General features: G+C 66.5%; 16 protein-coding genes. 13 read left to right on the top strand and 3 right to left on the bottom strand.

Annotation, left to right across the window (positions count from 1 at the left end):
* The 5 genes from JWP90_RS07015 to JWP90_RS06995 form a co-directional block, all read left to right on the top strand.
* Positions 1–1046 (top strand): hypothetical protein (locus tag JWP90_RS07015; protein ID WP_297361626.1); only part of this gene is annotated, 1046 nt, incomplete at its 5' end.
* A 7-nt stretch (positions 1047–1053) separates the two neighbouring features.
* The gene (locus JWP90_RS07010) at positions 1054–1254 is read left to right on the top strand and encodes a hypothetical protein (protein WP_297361623.1); all 201 of its coding nucleotides are present in this window, start codon (positions 1054–1056) and stop codon (positions 1252–1254) included.
* Positions 1251–2006 carry an L-ribulose-5-phosphate 4-epimerase gene (locus tag JWP90_RS07005; RefSeq protein ID WP_297361620.1) on the top strand — a complete coding sequence of 252 codons (756 nt, stop codon included), beginning with the start codon at positions 1251–1253 and terminating at the stop codon, positions 2004–2006. Before JWP90_RS07010 ends, JWP90_RS07005 begins: the two co-directional genes overlap by 4 nt.
* 57 nt (positions 2007–2063) lie before the next feature.
* A complete protein-coding gene (araA, locus tag JWP90_RS07000; RefSeq protein ID WP_297361617.1) occupies positions 2064–3581 on the top strand; it encodes an L-arabinose isomerase in 1518 nt (505 codons plus the stop codon).
* Between the two features lie 133 nt (positions 3582–3714).
* Positions 3715–4803, top strand: a complete 1089-nt coding sequence (locus tag JWP90_RS06995; RefSeq protein ID WP_297361615.1) for a glycerate kinase — start codon at positions 3715–3717, stop codon at positions 4801–4803.
* Between the two features lie 280 nt (positions 4804–5083).
* On the opposite strand, the gene JWP90_RS06990 is transcribed toward JWP90_RS06995, so the two are convergent.
* Positions 5084–6097 (bottom strand): N-acetylglucosamine kinase, encoded by a 1014-nt coding sequence (locus JWP90_RS06990; RefSeq protein ID WP_297361612.1) that lies wholly within the window; start codon positions 6095–6097, stop codon positions 5084–5086.
* A gap of 66 nt (positions 6098–6163) precedes the next feature.
* Here JWP90_RS06990 and JWP90_RS06985 point away from each other — a divergent pair, with 66 nt between their 5' ends.
* The 5 genes from JWP90_RS06985 to JWP90_RS06965 all read left to right on the top strand — a co-directional run bounded on the left by JWP90_RS06985 (position 6164) and on the right by JWP90_RS06965 (position 11254).
* The gene (locus JWP90_RS06985; protein ID WP_297361610.1) at positions 6164–7132 is read left to right on the top strand and encodes a MurR/RpiR family transcriptional regulator; all 969 of its coding nucleotides are present in this window, start codon (positions 6164–6166) and stop codon (positions 7130–7132) included.
* Positions 7125–7880, top strand: a complete 756-nt coding sequence (locus JWP90_RS06980) for an SIS domain-containing protein (protein ID WP_297361608.1) — start codon at positions 7125–7127, stop codon at positions 7878–7880. The genes JWP90_RS06985 and JWP90_RS06980 overlap by 8 nt, the downstream gene beginning before the upstream one ends.
* Before the next feature lie 49 nt (positions 7881–7929).
* Complete coding sequence (gene ngcE / locus JWP90_RS06975; protein ID WP_297361632.1) at positions 7930–9336, top strand: N-acetylglucosamine/diacetylchitobiose ABC transporter substrate-binding protein; 1407 nt, start codon at positions 7930–7932, stop codon at positions 9334–9336.
* A gap of 113 nt (positions 9337–9449) precedes the next feature.
* Positions 9450–10349, top strand: a complete 900-nt coding sequence (locus tag JWP90_RS06970; RefSeq protein ID WP_297361629.1) for a carbohydrate ABC transporter permease — start codon at positions 9450–9452, stop codon at positions 10347–10349.
* Positions 10346–11254: a carbohydrate ABC transporter permease gene (locus JWP90_RS06965; RefSeq protein ID WP_297361605.1), complete on the top strand. Its 909-nt coding sequence runs from the start codon at positions 10346–10348 to the stop codon at positions 11252–11254. The genes JWP90_RS06970 and JWP90_RS06965 overlap by 4 nt, the downstream gene beginning before the upstream one ends.
* Before the next feature lie 100 nt (positions 11255–11354).
* On the opposite strand, the gene xylB is transcribed toward JWP90_RS06965, so the two are convergent.
* Positions 11355–12755, bottom strand: a complete 1401-nt coding sequence (gene xylB, locus JWP90_RS06960) for a xylulokinase (protein ID WP_297361602.1) — start codon at positions 12753–12755, stop codon at positions 11355–11357.
* Positions 12756–12885: 130 nt separating this feature from the next.
* Positions 12886–14076, bottom strand: coding sequence for a xylose isomerase (gene xylA, locus JWP90_RS06955; RefSeq protein ID WP_297361599.1), 1191 nt, complete (start codon positions 14074–14076; stop codon positions 12886–12888).
* A gap of 233 nt (positions 14077–14309) precedes the next feature.
* Here xylA and JWP90_RS06950 point away from each other — a divergent pair, with 233 nt between their 5' ends.
* From JWP90_RS06950 to JWP90_RS06940, 3 genes are all read left to right on the top strand, one after another.
* Positions 14310–15494, top strand: a complete 1185-nt coding sequence (locus tag JWP90_RS06950) for an ROK family transcriptional regulator (protein ID WP_297361596.1) — start codon at positions 14310–14312, stop codon at positions 15492–15494.
* Positions 15495–15896: 402 nt separating this feature from the next.
* Positions 15897–17126, top strand: a complete 1230-nt coding sequence (locus JWP90_RS06945; protein ID WP_297361593.1) for a multidrug effflux MFS transporter — start codon at positions 15897–15899, stop codon at positions 17124–17126.
* Between the two features lie 132 nt (positions 17127–17258).
* A partial coding sequence (locus JWP90_RS06940; RefSeq protein WP_297361590.1) for a carbon starvation CstA family protein occupies positions 17259–18118 on the top strand: 860 nt, incomplete at its 3' end.

Here is an 18118-nt window from a genome sequence, read left to right as displayed (position 1 = left end):
TCGTCGAGCTGGCCGGGGTGCTTGGACGCACGCCGGACTTCGTCGTCGTCGATGAGCGCTCGAACACCTTCGGCACGGACGAGACGCTGCGCTGGCACACCGCTCTCGCCCACGCCAGCGAAACCGCTCAGGTCCTCATCGTGGTGAACACCCTCGCCGATCTGCAGCTCGGCCTGCGGGCGATCGACCTCGTCGCGGTCGCCCACGACGGTCTGCTGTCAGGCATCGCGTCGCCGACCGACGTCGACAGCCTGCTGGGGCTGCTTGTCGGCGACGACTCCGCTCCGGCGAGATCTGGCAACCCGCTCGGCCCTGTCGTCCTCGAGCTCGAGGACATCTCTGTTTCTCACCCGGTCCACCGGGAGCGTCTCGTCGTCGAGAACGCTTCACTGAAAGTCCGAGCGGGCGAGATCGTCGGGCTGGCCCGTGCCCAGGACCTCGTTCTCGGCGTCTTCGGGGCGTCATCCGGCGGCCTGGTCACCGGAACGATCCGGCTCGACGGCGAAGCGGCCGACCTGTCGACGGTGGAGCGAGCCATCGCATCCCGTGTGCTGTTCATTTCGGAATATCCGCCGACCTACGACATCGGTCTGGTTGGCGGCATCCCGACGAACGTTTCGGGCGAATCGCTGGCACGCCTCGCCCGGATGGGAGTGATCGACCGCCGCCGGGAGTACCCACCGCGCCGTTCGCAGGCGACGCTCCTCGACGCCATCTCCGCGCGGAAGCGGCCGTCGACCGCCGCCATGGACGAGGTACTGTCCGGCTGGGGAACATCCGCCCCCCGAGTCGCCATGATCACCGAGCCGTTCTCCGGTCTTTCCCCCACCGAGCGTTCCCGGCGCCGCGAACTCATCGAGCGCATCGCAGCGGCCGGTGCTGCGGTGATCCTCGAGGCCGCCGAACCGTCGCAACTCGTCGGCGTGAGCGACCGCCTGGTGCTCCAGCGCGGCCGTCGACTCGCGGTCGAACTCCGTGGGGAAGAGGCGACCCCACGCGGACTTGCGGCTTTCCGCATCCGCACCGATTTCCCACCTGAGATTTGAGGACCACGTGACGAACCAACACGCCCCCGCCTTCGGGCAACGCGAGAACGTCGAAGTGAACCGGAACGTGTTCACCCCGAACGAGGAGGACGCAGCCGCGTACGACCGCCTCTACGCGGAATACCGCGAATTGCACGATTATTGCGGCCGGGGCGGCAACGCTGTCATGCACCGGTTGCGTCAGCTGAAGAGAGAGGCCCTCGCGTGAACACCTTTTCCCCCGAAATCGAGGTGGCCATCGCCCGGGTGCGGGCCGACGTCTCCCGGCTGCACGGCGAACTCGTGCGCTATGGCCTGGTCGTTTGGACCGGCGGGAACGTCTCAGGCCGGGTGCCAGGCGCCGACCTGTTCGTGATCAAGCCCTCCGGTGTCAGCTACGACGATCTCGCCCCCGAGAACATGATCCTGTGCGACCTGGACGGCTCCGTCATCCCAGGGACCCCCGGATCGGACCGTTCGCCGTCGAGCGACACGGCTGCGCACGCGTACGTCTACCGGCACATGCCGGAGGTCGGCGGTGTCGTGCACACCCACTCCACCTACGCCGTCGCCTGGGCGGCGCGTCACGAACCGATCCCCTGTGTGATCACGGCGATGGCGGACGAGTTCGGCGACGTGATTCCCGTCGGCCCGTTCGCCGTCATCGGCGACGACTCCATCGGGCGTGGCATCGTCGAGACTCTCACCGGCCACCGCAGTCGCGCGGTACTCATGGCCAACCATGGGCCGTTCACCATCGGCACGAACGCGCGGGATGCCGTCAAAGCCGCCGTCATGGTCGAGGACGTCGCGCGAACCGTGCACATCTCCCGCCAGCTCGGCGAGCCGGTTCCGATGCCACAGGCAGCCATCGACTCCCTGTTCGACCGCTATCAGAACGTCTACGGCCAGACGCCGCAGGGCGCGCTCGCCGATGCCCAGGGCCCGCCTCCGTCGATCGCACCTCGACAGGCCCACTAACCCGGCTGCGCGGCCGTATCAAGATCCTTCCCATATTCGAACTGCAAGGAGAGACCATTGCCAAAACTCACCACCTCCCTCGACGCCTACGAGGTCTGGTTCTTCACCGGGAGCCAGAACCTTTACGGTGAGGAGACCCTCACGCAGGTGGCCGAGCAGTCGCAGGAGATCGCGCGGACGCTTGGCGCGGCATCCGATGTTCCGGTCACGGTGGTGTGGAAGCCGGTGCTGAAGGACTCGGAGTCGATCCGGCGGGCAGCGCTCGACGCGAACGCCGACGACAGGGTGATCGGGCTCATCGCCTGGATGCACACGTTCTCACCGGCGAAGATGTGGATCGCGGGCCTCGACGCGCTGCGGAAGCCGCTCCTGCACCTGCACACCCAGGCGAACGTGGCCCTGCCGTGGGGCGAGATCGACTTCGACTTCATGAACCTCAACCAGGCCGCTCACGGCGACCGGGAGTTCGGTTACATCCAGACCCGGCTCGGCGTCTCCCGCAAGACCATCGTCGGGCACGTCTCCAACCCCGCCGTCACGGCACAGGTCGGCACCTGGATGCGCGCGGCCGCCGGCTGGGCCGCCACCCACGAGCTCAAACTCGCCCGGTTCGGCGACAACATGCGTTACGTCGCCGTCACAGAGGGTGACAAGACCGAGGCCGAGCTGCGCTTCGGTGTGCAGGTCAACACCTGGGGGGTCAACGAGCTGGCGGATGCCGTCGCCGCGGCACCCGAGAGCGCCATCGACGTGCTCGTCGCCGAGTACGAGGAGCTGTATGACGTGGTACCTGAGCTGCGGAAGGGCGGTGACCGCCACTCCTCGCTCCGTGACGGCGCCGCGATCGAGATCGGCTTGCGCTCGTTCCTCGAGGAGGGCGGCTTCGGCGCGTTCACCACATCGTTCGAGGACCTGGGCTCGCTCAAGCAACTGCCAGGCCTCGCCGTGCAGCGGCTGATGGCCGATGGGTACGGGTTCGGCGCCGAGGGCGACTGGAAGACCGCAATCCTCGTACGTGCCGCATCCGTCATGGGAGCCGGCCTGCCCGGCGGCGCCTCGCTCATGGAGGACTACACCTACCACCTCGTGCCAGGGGAGGAGCAGATCCTCGGCGCTCACATGCTCGAGGTCAGCCCTGGGCTCGCCACGGAGAAACCCACGCTCGAGATCCATCCCCTCGGTATCGGCGGCAAGGACGACCCTGTCCGGCTGGTCTTCAACGCCGCGCCCGGCCCTGCCGTCGTCGTCGCAATGAGCGACATGCGTGACCGGTTCCGTCTCGTGGCCAACGTCGTCGACGTGATCGAGCCGGCCGAGGCGCTGCCGAACCTTCCGGTGGGGCGCGCGGTGTGGAAGCCGCAGCCGTCGTTCGCGACATCGGCCGCGGCCTGGCTCACCGCCGGGGCTGCTCACCACACGGTCATGACGACGGCCGTTGGTGTCGACGTGTTCCGTGACTTCGCGGACATCGCCGGCACCGAACTGCTGGTCATCGACGATGCCACCACCCTGGACGGGTTCAGCCGGGAGGTGCGCTGGAACAACGCGTACTACCGGCTCGCGCAGGGGTTCTAGACCTGCGCCGTTGACGCTCAACAGGAGGTGGCTGGCGAGAAACCTGGGTCAGCCCACCACCTGTTGAGCGTCTCGTCGTCGCGCGTCCTCCTGTCGAACGTGGACGGGCTCCGAGACATGGCAGTGTTGCACCATGACAGACCTCCGAGTGGCGATCGCCCCTGACTCCTTCAAAGGCACAGCGACCGCTATCGAGGTGACGAACGCGCTCGCCGAAGGCTGGCTCTCGGTCCGTCCAGGTGACTCCCTCATCCGGATGCCCCTGGCCGACGGGGGCGAAGGAACCCTCGACGCGTTCGAATTGGCCGTTCCCGGTGCCAGGCGGATGCCGGTGACCGTCGCCGGGCCTGATGGCCGGCAGGTGGAGGCGAGCTGGGTCCTCCTGCCGGACAACTCAGGGGTCGTCGAACTCGCCGTGACGAGCGGCATCACACTGCTCGACCCACTGCAGCCGATGGATGCGCACACGCTCGGTTTCGGGCAGGCGATCGCCGCCGCCATCGACTCCGGAGTAGACCGGCTCTACCTCGCCATCGGCGGAAGCTCCTCGACCGACGGCGGCGTCGGCGCCCTCACCGCACTCGGCGCTGCGTTCTACGACGCGGACGGCCGGCCGATCACGCCCGGCGGCCGCGGCCTCGCCACTGTGGCGTCGGTCGACACGTCACGCCTCCGAGCGGTGCCCGCCGGCGGCGCGGTCATCCTCAGCGATGTGACGAACCCGCTGCTGGGACCGACAGGGGCGGCAGCGGTATTCGGTCCGCAGAAGGGCGCCAGCGCGACACAGGTCGCCGATCTCGATGCCGGTTTGAGCCACCTGTGCACGCTCCTCGGCACCGACCCTGAAGCGCCGGGCGCGGGTGCCGCCGGCGGCACCGGCTTCGGCCTACTGGCTTGGGGTGCTGTGGTTGCATCCGGTGCGGACGCTGTCGGAACGGTGATGCACGCGCCTGAGGTCGTGGCATCCGCAACCGTCGTCCTCACCGGGGAGGGCCGGTTCGACGGCCAGTCAGACGCCGGCAAGGTGCCGTCGTACGTGCGTTCACTCGCCGAAGCATCCGGAGCGACCCCGATGCTGGTCGCGGGTTCCATCAGCGCGGAGCCGACCGGCTTCGCAGTGGCCATCGCCCTGACCGAGCTTGCCGGCAGCGCGGATGCCGCAATGGGCGAGACCGCGCACTGGCTGCGTGAAGCCGGCGCGCACCTCGCACGGACCCTGTAGGCGAGCGCATCGCCTGGTCATCCGTAGCGGACGGGGGCATCCGGCACACCGGATGACCCGGACCGGAACGGATGACTACGTGCCTCCCGCCCTGGCAGCGACCGAGCTGAGCGGCCCCGACGTCCGTGCCTCGAACGACGTGATCATCTCTTCGACCTACGTGCCGGACTTCGTGCGGGCCTGCCTCGATCTCCTCGCTGATCACGCATCAGGGTTGATTCATCTGACCAACAGGGCCTTCCTGAGCTGGGCGGACTGCGAGGTGCGCCGTCGCCCTGGGTCAGCGCAGTTCAGCCAGTGTGGTGACGATCCGCTGGTAGACGTCTCCTCCCACCTCGACGCCGGCCGCTCGAAGGCTGAGAACGATGGCACCCACCATGCCGTCCGGGACGTGCCGGGTCCGGGTGACCAGGCCTGAGGCTGACGCCGCCGCCGACACAGACTCAGCGACCAACCCCTCCTGCGCGAGGATGCTTCCGCCGAGAACCAGGGGACCGGTCACGGTCGGCGACGCGATCGCGTTGAACAGACCAGCGAGTGCTTCCGCCGCTTCGGCCAGGATCGAGACCGCCGTTGGATCATCGGCGGCAGTGAACGCCAGGGGAGCGAGCCGCGACAGTTCGACGGGACGCAGTCGGTACAGCGCATCGGTCACGAGGCGCAGAGTTTCGAGCCGCCCGTCGAGAACACGTTCCCCCGTCGCCGCGACGCCAAGATCTTCGAGCAACAGGGCGGTGAGGGCGGTCGGGCCTGCCCGGCCATCGAGGGCCGCGGCGACAGCGCGGGCGACCTGGTGTCCGATCCAGAAACCCGAACCGACATCTCCCAGGAGCCAGCCGAGGCCATCCGCTGACCGTTCGACGTCGCCGGAACGCACCCGGATGCCCGCGGATCCGGTCCCGGCGACGACACCGTACCCTTCCCCTTCCCAGGTGCCGGAGAAGAACGTGGCGAGGAGGTCGGATTCGAGGCGGATCGGCGCCTCGAAACCGCTCTGCTGCATCGGCTTCGTGATCCAGTCCGTCGAGGGATTGACACTCATCCCCGCCATGGCCATGAGTACGGAGGTGACCTCGGACGGCGCCACACCGGCCGCCCTGACGGCGGCCGCTGCCGCAACGACCAGCTGGGCGGACGCGTGCTCCGTTCCCGATGAGGTGGGATTTCCGCTCCCCCCTCTGGCGTAAGAGATGCAGCGTCCCGTCCGGTCGGTGAGGGTGGCTCGGGTGGAGGTGCCACCGGCATCGAGAGCGAGGAGGAGAGGCATCGTTACCAATTCGTAGTGATCCATCATTGACCGGGGAGGGTAGTAAGAATAGTTTTCAGTCAAGCGATAAGCCAGTGAAACGGATTTTCAGCTATGACGACGACGTCAGCAACCAGCACCACCGAAGGCGGTGTCCGTGCATCCCATCGCATCCGGGCAAATCTGCCACAGATGTCGAGCGTCATGGTGAAAATCGCTGAACTGCTTCTTGAGCACCCCACCGCCCCGCTCGAGCTGTCCATCACCGAACTCGCCGAACGAGCGGGCACCTCTGCCGCCACCGTCACGCGGTTCTGCCGGCTGATCGGATACTCGGGTTACGTCCAGTTCCGCGTCGGTGTGGCCAGTGACGTCGGTCGCGGCGATGCTCACGCATCCTGGCGGACCGATATCGGGCGCGAGTTCGACCCGGATGACTCTCCCCGGGATGTGCTCGGGACTCTCCTGAACTCCCACATGCACTCGCTCCAGTCGACGGCAGATCGCATCGATCTCGACACGGTCGCTGCTATCGCCAGACGGATCAGCGTCTGCAGCCACCTCGACATCTACGGGATTGGCGGAAGCGCAGGCATGGCTGCCGAAATGCAGAGCCGTCTGTACCGGATCGGCATCAACGCGCACTGCTGGGGGGAGGTGCACGGTGGTCTCACGAGCGCGGCGATCCTCGACGAGGGAGCGATGGCGCTCGGCATCTCGAACACCGGCCGAACCGAGGAGACGATCCAGATGCTCTCCCAGGCGAAGTCATCAGGGGCATTCACGATCGCCCTGACCAACGATCAGAACTCCCCGCTCGCCGAACTCGCCGACGTCACCGTGATCACCGCGGCACCAGAGCTCTACCTGCAGCCGGATGACCTGTCCGCCAAACACTCGCAACTCTTCGTGCTCGACCTGCTCTACCTGCTCGTGGCGCAGCTCGACCTTACCGAGATCGCCACCCGGCTCGCGGCATCCGCGATGGCCGTTTCCGAACATCGGCGCCCCGCGCACCCCGCGCGCGGACCACGCCGGACAGCCCAAACCCAACCAGTTGCCGGGAGTACCGCACATGTCTGACCTCGTCCCGGAATTCCTCTCGCAGGCGACCAGCCGCCTCGAGGCGATCGCCGCAACCGCCGCCGACGGTGGGTTCGACGACGCGATCGACCTGATCGTCGCCGCCCTCGATGATGGCGGTGTCCTCCAGGCGTTCGGGACCGGCCACTCCCAGGCATTTGCGATGGAGATCGCCGGCCGCGCCGGAGGACTGATCCCGACCAACAACCTCGCCCTCCGCGATGTGGTCCTGCACGGCAGCCGCGACGTATCGGCGCTCGGCGGATCGAGTCTCGAGCGTGACCCATCCGTCGTCGACGAGCTGTTCACCGTCTCGCTCATCAACCCGGCCGACGTCTTCCTCATCGCGTCGAACTCGGGCGTCAACGGATCCATCGTGGGCGTCGCGCTCCGCGCGAAGGAACTCGGCCACAAGGTCATCGCGGTCACGAGCATCGAACATACGAACGCCGTTGAACCGAAACACCCGAGCGGTAAGCGCCTGAGCGAGATCGCCGATGTCGTTCTCGACAACAGGGCGCCGTTCGGCGACACCACACTTTCGCTGCCCGGCGATGTCGGAGTGGGAGCGATCTCGTCCATCACGTCGGCGTTCATCGCGCAGCTCCTCACCATCGAGGTGTCCAGGCGGATCTCCGAGCGCGGGTCGGTCCCGCCGCTCTACATCTCGGCAAACATCCCCGGCGGAGATGAACACAACACCGCGCTCGAGAACCTCTATCGCGACCGGATCCGACGCACCGCCTGACCCGACCCGCCCAAAGCCCAACCCACACGGAAGGTACACAAACACCATGATGAACATCCAGAACGTCACGATGGACCGAAGGAACGTCCTCCGCGGCGCGGTTGCTGCAGCGATCCTCATCCCGCTCGGCAGCTCGCTCGCCTCCTGTGCCACCGGAGGACCGACCGCTCCCGCTCCCGGCGGAGCGGTCTCCGCCAAGAACCCGTTCGGCGTGGCAGCAGACTCGACGGTCGACTCGGTCATCTTCGACGGCGGCTACGGCGTCGACTACGTAGAGTACGCCGCGAAAATCCTCGAGAAGAACCACGACGGTGTCACCGCAAAGGTGGCCTCGTCGACGCAGATCTCGCAGGAGCTGCAGCCGCGCTTCGTCGGCGGCAACCCGCCCGACCTCATTGACAACTCTGGCGCCGGCCTGATCGGCATGAACACGATCCTCGACCAGCTGGAAGACCTCACCGACGTGATCGACGCCGACAACCTCGAGGGCGACACCATCCGTGACACGCTCTACGGCGGGGTGCTCGCTCCGGGGACCTTCGACGGCAAGCTCGCCGCCATCAACTATGTGCTCACCGTCTACGGTGTGTGGTACTCGTCGAGCTTGTTCGAGGAGAACGGCTGGACGCCTCCCACCACCTGGGCGGAGGCGGTCGACCTCGGCGCGAAGGCCAAAGCAGCGGGCAAGTACCTGTTCGTCTTCGGCAAGGAAGCGGCAACGTACTACCAGACACTCGCCATCGACTCCGCCATCAAGGAAGGCGGCGACGAAGTCCGCCTCGCACTGGAGAACCTGAAAGAGGGCTGCTGGTCGCTGCCCGCCGTGCAGAGCGTCTTCGAGGCCATGCATGAGATCATCGCGGCCGGCTACATGAAGCCCGGTGGATCCGGGACACAGTTCACCGCCGCACAGGCCCAATGGAGCGACGGTCAGGAAGCCCTGCTCTACCCGTCAGGGTCCTGGATCGAGAACGAAATGAAGAAGAACACCGCAGAGGGATTCGACATGAAGGGCTTCCCGGCGATGGTCGTCAGCGCCGACTCGGCCATGCCGGTCGAAGCGCTGCACTCCACGGCGGGCGAGGCGTTCATCGTCCCCTCCCAGGGAAAGAACGTCGCAGGCGGCAAGGAACTGCTCCGCACCATGCTGTCGAAGGATGCTGCGACGAACTTCGCCAAGGAGAAGCTCGCGCCGACCATCGTCAAGGGACTCGTGCCCGCCGACGGATTCGGCTCGACGGCCCTGGTCTCCCAGACCGACATGCTCGACGCCGCCGGTGAAAACATCTTCACCCACCTCTTCGTCGACACGTACGGTACGAACGCCGACCAGCTTGTCGTCTGGAACACGTTCCTCGAAGGCAAGTCCGATGTCGCAGCCCTCACCTCGGCACTCCAGGCCATCACCGACAAGGTGCGGGAAGACGACTCAGTGAACAAGATCGAGATCAAATGACAGCGGCCGGCGCAGACCCAGGGCGCGCAATTGCCGCGACCCTGGCACCCTCCGGCGGTCGAAAGACCGCCGGAGGGCGCCGGCGCAAGCCCACCGTCGACTACGTGACATTCATGGCGGTCTTCCTCGGGCTGCCGCTGGCCATCTTCCTGATCTTCGTGATCTGGCCGTTCATCCAGGCGGTGTTCTACTCGCTGACCGACTGGTCCGGGTTCAGCCCGGAAATGAACATCATTGGCGGTGAAAACTACCTCCGGCTCTTCAACGACGACATCTTCATGACCGCGCTGGGGAACAACATCCTCCTCGCCATCGTCGTTCCGCTCGTCACGATCGTCCTCGCGCTCGCCCTCGCGACGATGGTCACCGTCGGCGGCCCGAGCCACGGCCCCATCCGGGGCCTCCGCAATTCCAGTTTCTACCGGGTGGTCTCGTTCTTCCCGTACGTGATCCCGGCGATCATCACCGGCATCCTCTGGGGGCAGATCTACAATCCCGCAGGCCTGCTCAACGGCCTTCTCGGGCTGGTGGGCCTCGACATGTTCGAGTCGTTCCCCTGGCTCGGTGATGAGCGCACGGCCATGGGTGCGACGATCTTCGTCATCGTCTGGGGCTTCGTCGGCTTCTACATGGTGCTCTTCGTCGCCGCGATCAAGGGCGTTCCGGCCGAGACCTATGAGGCCGCCCGTATCGACGGCGCCGGGCGTTTCCGCACGGCGTTCTCGATCACGATCCCGCTGATCCGCGACAACATCCAGACGGCATACATCTACCTCGGGATCCTGGCGCTGGACGCCTTCGTCTACATGCAGGCGCTCAACCCAGGCGGCGGCCCGAACAACTCCACCCTCGTGATGAGCCAGCAGTTGTTCCGGACCGCGTTCAACAAGGGCGAGTTCGGGCAGGCCAGTGCGATGGGCGTCGTTCTCGCGGTCGTCACCCTCGTCTTCGCGGCGATCGTCTTTCTCGTGAATCGCCTCACCGGCGGCAAGGAAGAGAGGGGCAGAGCATGACAACCCAGGCCATCACCACGGCGGGCGCGGCGCGCGGAACGTCCGAACCGGCCTTCACCCGCAAGCCCAAGGACACGGCGGGGGACAGAGCGGTTGGGGCCTTCTCGCACACCGTCCTCGTCATCTGGTCCCTGATCGTCATCCTCCCCCTCGTGTGGACGCTGATCACGAGCTTCAAGACGACGAGGGAGATCTTCGCGTCCCCCTTCTCCCTGCCGGCGAACTGGAACTTCGACAACTACGTCTCGGCCTGGACCCAGGAGGGCATTGGGAACTACTTCCTCAACACGGTGATCGTCGTCGGGTTCGCGCTCGTGATCGTCATGATTCTCGGGGCGATGTGCGCCTACGTGCTTGCCCGGTACACCTTCTTCGGCAGCCGCGCGATCTACTACCTCATGCTCGCCGGGCTCACCTTCCCGGTGTTCCTCGCGATCGTCCCGTTGTTCTTCGTGCTCCGTAACATTGGGCTCCTCAACACGCTGCCCGGGTTGATCCTCACCTATGTGGCCTTCGCGCTGCCGTTCACCGTGTTCTTCCTGTACTCCTTCTTCAAGGGGCTGCCGGATGAGATCGCCGAAGCGGCAGCAATCGACGGCGCCGGCGAGTGGCGCACTTTCTTCCAGGTCATGCTGCCCATGGCGAAACCGGGCATGGCATCCGTCGCGATCTTCAACTTCCTCGGCCTCTGGAACCAGTTCCTGCTGCCTGTGGCGTTGAACACGAACAAGGACAATTACGTGCTCTCCCAGGGCATGGCATCGTTTGCGTCATCGGCCGGTTACGCAGTGGACTTCGGCGCGTTGTTCGCCGCTGTGGTCATCACGATCGTGCCGGTGCTGATCGCTTACGTGATCTTCCAGCGCCAGTTGCAGGGTTCGGTCAGCCAGGGGACGATGAAGTAACGGATGCCGCCGGGCGGGGGCCGCGAGCCGCGGCATCCACCGATCAGCCATCAGTGCGCACGACGGGCACCTTCGCGCGCCTCAGCTGGCGAGGGACGGTTCAGGTTGCACGGCGGGCCCGGTACTGCTCACGGATGATCGGACGGAAGTCGACCTCAGGCTCCGCGGCGATCGACAGCGCCCAGTTCGGTCGTTCGTCGGTCAGCGCCCACGCCGCCTGAACGGCCGCACCCGCGGCCACGTACTCGCCGGGGGTCGGGATGACGACGGGGACGTCGAACACCTGGGCGGCGATCCGCTGCACCGCCGGGTTCTGCGCTGCGCCGCCCACGATGAGGATGCGCCGGGCCTCGACTCCCTGCGCGCGCACCGCCTCGAACCCGTCGGCGAGGCCGCACAGCAGGCCCTCGATCGCGGCGCGGGCGAGGTTCTCACGGGTGGTCGAGGTGAGGGTCATTCCGAATAGCGAAGCGGTCGAGTCCGGAAGGTTCGGCGTGCGCTCACCCTCGAAGTACGGCTGGAGTACCAGACCGCCGGCTCCCGGTTCTGCTGCGAGCGCGAGGGTGCCGAGTTCGTCGTGGGTCACGCCGAGGAGCGCGGCGATGGAGTCGAGGATGCGTGCCGCGTTGAGGGTGGCGATGAGCGGAAGGAACAGCCCAGAGGCGTCGGCGAAGCCGGCAACCGTGCCGGTGGCATCCGACGCGGGGTTCTCGGTGACCGCGAAGACGGTGCCGCTCGTGCCGATGGAGACGACGACATCCCCGGCGGAGGCGCCCAGACCCAAGGCGGCGCCGGCGTTGTCACCAGCGCCTGGCCCCACGATGGCGCCCGCCGAGGTGGTGCCTGCTTGCTCACCAGGGCCGAGCACGCGTGGCAGGACAGCTGAGTGGCCGAGTGCTCGTTCGAAAAGCTCGAGGTCATACTCGCCGGTGATCCCGGACCAGTATGCGGTTCCGGAAGCGTCGGAGCGGTCGGTGGTCAGGTTCTCGAGCACAGGACCCAACGGGGACTCGTCGGCGGGGCCGAAACCGCAGAGGCGCCAGGTGAGCCAGTCGTGCGGAAGCGCGACGGCGGCGACCCGGGCCGCGTTCTCGGGTTCGGCGTCGCGGAGCCAGCGGAGCTTCGACGCGGTGAAGGAGGCAACGGGCACGACGCCGAGCCGTTCGGCGTACTGACCGGCGCCGACTTCGGCGATGAGATCCCTGGCGGCCTGCGCACTTCGAGTGTCGTTCCACAGCAGAGCGTCGCGGATGACCCGCCCCTCCCCGTCGAGAACCACCATGCCGTGCTGCTGCCCCGCGATCGAGATCGCTGCCACGTCGTCGAGACCGCCGGCATCGGCGATGGCCGACGTGAGCGCCTCCCACCAGGCGGACGGCGCCACTTCGGTTCCGGCCGGATGCGACGCGCGGCCCTGCCGCACGATCCGCCCGGTTGCGGCATCCGTGATCACGATCTTGCAGCTCTGGGTCGAGGAATCGACGCCGGCGACGAGGGGCATGGGTGTCCTTTCCGAAATGTTCGGCGCATAACTCCGTCAATCCTCCCCCGACTTCGCCGCTCGGCTGTCGTTCCGCAAGAAGGAGGGTGGAGGCAGAAATCGAGGCGGAGTTATGCGCCCGTGCCGGTGATCAGCGTGCGTTGAGCAGGTGCTCCAGCGCGAGCTGCTGCAGCCGCACGAAGCCGAAGCCCTTGCCGTTGAAGTAGGCGTCCGAGTCGAAGTCCTCGTACGCGGAGCGGTCGGCGAGCAGGTCGTCGTAGCTTTCGCCGTCGGCGAGGGTCGTGTTGGAGAGCTCGTCCACGCGCGACGCAGCGAGCGCTTCCTGGACCTCAGGGTCCGCTCGGAACGCCGCTGCCCGCTCCTTGAGCAAGAGGTAGGTGCGCATGTTCGCAGCCGCGGAGTCCCAGACACCGGTCTCGTCTTCGGTCCGGCTCGGCTTGTAGTCGAAGTGCCGCGGTCCGTCGTATGCGGGTCCGCCGTTCGGCCCGCCGTTTTCGAGCAGGTCGACGAGCGAGAACGCGTTCTGCAAGTCGCCATGCCCGAAGACGAGGTCCTGGTCGTACTTGATGCCGCGCTGGCCGTTGAGGTCGATGTGGAACAGCTTGCCCTGGTAGAGGGCCTGTGCGATGCCGGCGGTGAAGTTCAGTCCGGCCATCTGCTCGTGGCCGACCTCCGGGTTCACCCCGACGAGTTCGGGGCGCTCGAGGGTGTTGATGAACGCCATGGCATGTCCGACGGTCGGCAGCAGGATGTCGCCACGCGGCTCGTTCGGCTTCGGCTCGATCGCGAAGCGGATGTCATAGCCCTTGTCGGTGACATAGTCGCCAAGCAGGTTGACGGCTTCACGGTAGCGTTCGAGTGCCGAGCGGATGTCTTTGGCGGCGTCGTATTCGGCACCCTCACGCCCACCCCACATGACGAACGTTTTCGCTCCGAGCTCGGCGGCGAGGTCGATGTTCCGGAGAACCTTGCGGAGAGCGAACCGACGGACGGCGCGGTCGTTGGAGGTGAAGCCGCCGTCCTTGAAGACGGGAGCGCTGAAGAGGTTGGTGGTGACCATCGGCACGATGATGCCGGTGTCGGCGAGTGCCTGCTTGAGGCGGTCGATCTGGGTCTGCCGTTCGGCATCCGTCGATCCGAACGCGAACAGGTCGTCGTCGTGGAAGGTGAGCCCGTATGCGCCGAGTTCCGACAGCTTCTCGACCGCACGCACTGCGTCGAGTGGTGCGCGTGTGGGGCCACCGAACGGATCGGTGCCGTTATAGCCGACGGTCCACAGTCCGAAGGAGAACTTGTCGTCGCGGGTAGGGGTCAGGCTCATTGCGTGCTCCGATTTCAGCATCATCGATGATTTGTTGGATGTGTGAACATATTACACGTTCGGGGCAGAGGACGCCACCCGTGTTCGCTCTCGCCGACTCCGAGTGAGGATACGGCTACGTCCGGAGTTTCGGTATCGTTCGTATGGACCGTGAAAGTCCCGAACGCCTGCCCAAGAACAGTGCGCACTGGTATGCCGAAGCTGCCAGAAGCCACGGAATCCCGAGCTGACCAGTGAATAATCGTGGCACCAACCTCGACACCGTCCGGCGATACAACCTTTCCCGAATCCTGGGGCTGGTTCACCACAGCGGTGCTGTGTCGCGCTCGACGCTCACCAGGGAGACAGGGCTGAATCGGTCGACCGTCGCCGCCCTCGTCGGCGAGCTTGCGGCTCTTCGCCTCGTCGTCGAGGTGGAGCCGGCCGGTGTGCGCGGCGTTGGCAGGCCGTCCCCGATCGTGTGTCCGCATCCTGACTGTGTGGCGATCGCCGTGAACCCGGAGCAGGACGCCATCACTGTTGGCATCGTGCGCATGCACGGGCAGGTGGTGTCGCAGGTGCGGCATGAACTCGAGGAACCACTCGGGGTGGATGAGACGGTGCGGGTGACCGCAGGGCTGGTCGCCGACCTGAGGGCCCAGCTGCCGGCATCCGCCGTGATCGCCGGGATCGGGGCCGCTGTCCCCGGGCTGGTGCGAATGCGCGACGGCCTCGTGAGGCTTGCGCCGCACCTGGCCTGGGTCGACGCGCCGGTGGCGATGCTGCTGGCGCAGGCGACCGGTCTGCCTTGTTTCGCCGCCAACGATGCGAGCCTCGGTGCGCTCGCCGAGCACATCTTCGGTGCTGGGCGCGACGTGAACGACCTGATCTATCTCAACGGCGGGCCCAGCGGTATCGGCGGCGGGGTGATCGCCAACGGGATGCCGCTCGGCGGTGTCGGTGGGTATGCCGGCGAATTCGGGCACAATCTCGTCACCGCACCGGACGGACCTGACCAGCCGTCGGCGGGGGGAGCGCTCGAGGATGAGGTCAACCGTGGCCGGCTGCTGGAGCTGTTGGGCCTGAAGTCGGCGGACCCGGTGGAGCTGGAGCGGGCGCTGCTCCACTCGGACGATCCGGCGGTGCGTCGAGAAGTGTCGCGGCAGCTCGGCATCCTGAGCATCGCGCTCCGGAACGCGATCAACGTGCTGAACCCGGAACTCGTGGTGCTCGGCGGCTTCCTCGGTTCCATCCATGCGGTGGACGAGGAACTCCTCGAACAGCTGGTGGCTGGGCAGACCCTTGCGGCGTCGTACGAGGATGTGCGGATCGTGCGTGCGACGCTCGGACCGGACCTGTTGCTCATCGGGGCGGCCGAGCTGGCGTTCGAACCACTCATCGCCGACCCGGCCCGGGTGGCGATGGGGGCCGGAGCCTGAACCGCTCGCGCGCACGACTCCGCCAATCGAACGCCTTCGAATACGACGGCCGCGCCACGGCGCGGCTTCCACGAGCACGACGGCAACCCTGGCGGACTTGTGACCCAATCGGCGCTGCTGTTCCCCCAGCCGGGGCCGAGGCAGAGCCGCCGCGCGAGTCCTGCGAGCTTCTGTTTTGCTCGTCGATCGACACGGCGACGTAGGTATGGATGCCGTCGTCGTCCCGACGCAACAGGCAACCAGCATGAGCTACTATTCTGGACCTATTCTAATCGATTCGACTTTCTGCGCTGCACGGGGAATACGGGACCTGCCGTCGGGTTTAGGTTGAGGGCACCGCCCGTCTGTCGGAGCATCCGCAGCCGTCTCCCCATCCCGCCTATCCCCAGGAATGACTTTCTCTTGACTACCGTTGTGCATCCAGGTGACGCTCTCTCCCGCCGGCAGAGGCTCGTCTACATCCTCGTTCTCGGCGCGTTGACGGCGCTCGGGCCGTTCACCATCGACCTGTATCTGCCCGCCTTCCCGGTGCTCGAGAACGAACTCAACGTCTCGGCGACGCTCATCCAGCTGACGCTCACCGGCACGACGATCGGGTTCGCGGTCGGCCAGCTGTTCATGGGCCCGTGGAGCGACAAGGTGGGGCGCCGGTTGCCGCTGATCCTGGCGACAAGCGTGCACATTCTTGCGAGCGTCGGGGCGGCGCTCGCCCCAGACATCCTGTGGCTCGGAATCTTCCGCGTGCTGCAAGGGGCAGGCGCCGCGGCCGGCGGTGTCGTCGCCATGGCGATGGTGCGTGACCTCTTCGGCGGAAAACCACTGGTCCGGATGCTGTCGCGCCTGGCTCTCGTGAACGGCCTCGCCCCGATCCTCGCCCCCGTGATCGGGTCGCAGTTGCTGCGGTTCCTCGACTGGCGTGGACTGTTCGTATTCCTCGCGCTGTACGGCGTGCTCGTCATCATCGCTGTGTCGTTGTACATCGTCGAGACGCTGCCGCCTGAGCGCCGTCTGGCCCCCGGCCACTCCACCGCCCGGGACCGGTACCGCTCCGTGTTCAGCGACCGGGTGTTCGTCGGCGTCGCTCTGATCGGCGGGATGAGCTTCTCCGGCCTCTTCGCGTACCTGTCGGCGTCATCGTTCCTGTTCCAGGATGTCTACGGCCTCAACCCGCAACAGTATGGTTACCTCTTTGCGATCAACTCGCTCGGCATCGTTCTCGGTGTGCAGGTGTCGTCGCGGCTGATGCGACGTTACGGCCCGCAGTGGATCCTCGGTGTGACCACCGCGGTCCAGGCCGTCGCCGCGCTCGCGATCATCGTGCTCGCGGAGTCCGGCGCCGGGTTCATCGGCGTCCTGATCCCGCTGTTCTTCTTCATCACGGCTGCCGGATTCGGGTTCCCGGCCGTTCAGGTGCTCGCCCTTGTGAACCATGCACGCGAAGCAGGCACAGCGGCATCCGTTCTCGGTGCACTGAACTTCGGCCTCGCCGGACTGATCTCGCCGATCGTTGGCTGGCTCGGCATCGACACGGCGGTGCCGATGGGGTCGGTGATGTTCGCGACGTCGTTGGTGTCGATCGGCGCACTGTGGCTGATCGTCCAGCCGAAACGTGTGCCCGCCCTCGTCGGATAGCCGCGCCGCAACACCCGTCGAAGAAAGCCCCCCGTTCGGGCGGTCGCAGTTGTACCATCGGAGCTAACAGGCTCGCGATGCGGCGGAATGGATGCCGGGCAGCGCGGGGAAGACCGCGACCGAGGGGTTCCGATGAGCTACGACGCCGAGCGAGCACGAGGCCACGCGGCCGACACAACGGCAGCAACGATCGAGCAGGATCCAACCCTGCCCCCGGTCGCGGTACCCGACGATGAGCGCGAAGCCGAAGAGCGCCACTGGACTCCGCTGAAGATCGCCGTCTGGGCGGCGATCGCCCTGCTGGGTGGTGTGGCATGGGTGATGCTCGCCATCGTGCGCGGGGAGACGGTCAACGCGATCTGGTTCGTCTTCGCCGCGGTCTGCACCTACCTCATCGCCTACCGCTTCTACTCCAAGTTCATCGAGCGGCGTCTCACGATGCCCGATGACTCGCGGGCGACACCCGCGGAGTACAAGGCAGACGGCAAGGACTTTGCGGTCACCGACCGCCGGGTGCTGTTCGGTCACCACTTCGCGGCCATCGCCGGTGCCGGCCCGCTCGTCGGGCCGGTGCTCGCGGCGCAGATGGGCTACCTGCCCGGCACGCTGTGGATCATCGTCGGCGTCATCCTCGCCGGTGCCGTTCAGGACTACCTCGTGCTCTTCTTCTCTATGCGCCGCGGTGGCCGCTCGCTCGGCCAGATGACGCGCGACGAACTCGGGGTGGTGGGCGGCACCGCCGCCCTCATCGCGACCCTGACCATCATGGTCATCATCATCGCGATCCTCGCGCTCGTCGTTGTCAACGCGCTCGCCGAGAGCCCCTGGGGCGTCTTCTCGGTGGGAATGACCATTCCCATCGCCCTGCTCATGGGTTGCTACCTGAGGTTCTTCCGACCCGGCGCGGTCACCGAGGTGTCGATCATCGGTTTCGTGCTGCTCATCGCCGCGATCATCGGTGGTGGCATGATCGCCGACACCGAGTGGGGCGT

Origin of the sequence: Mycetocola sp. (genome assembly GCF_025464835.1) — a bacterium.
GTDB lineage: Bacteria > Actinomycetota > Actinomycetes > Actinomycetales > Microbacteriaceae > Mycetocola_A.
Note: the sequence above shows the minus strand (reverse complement) of the source record. Positions and strands in the feature narration are given on the sequence as shown.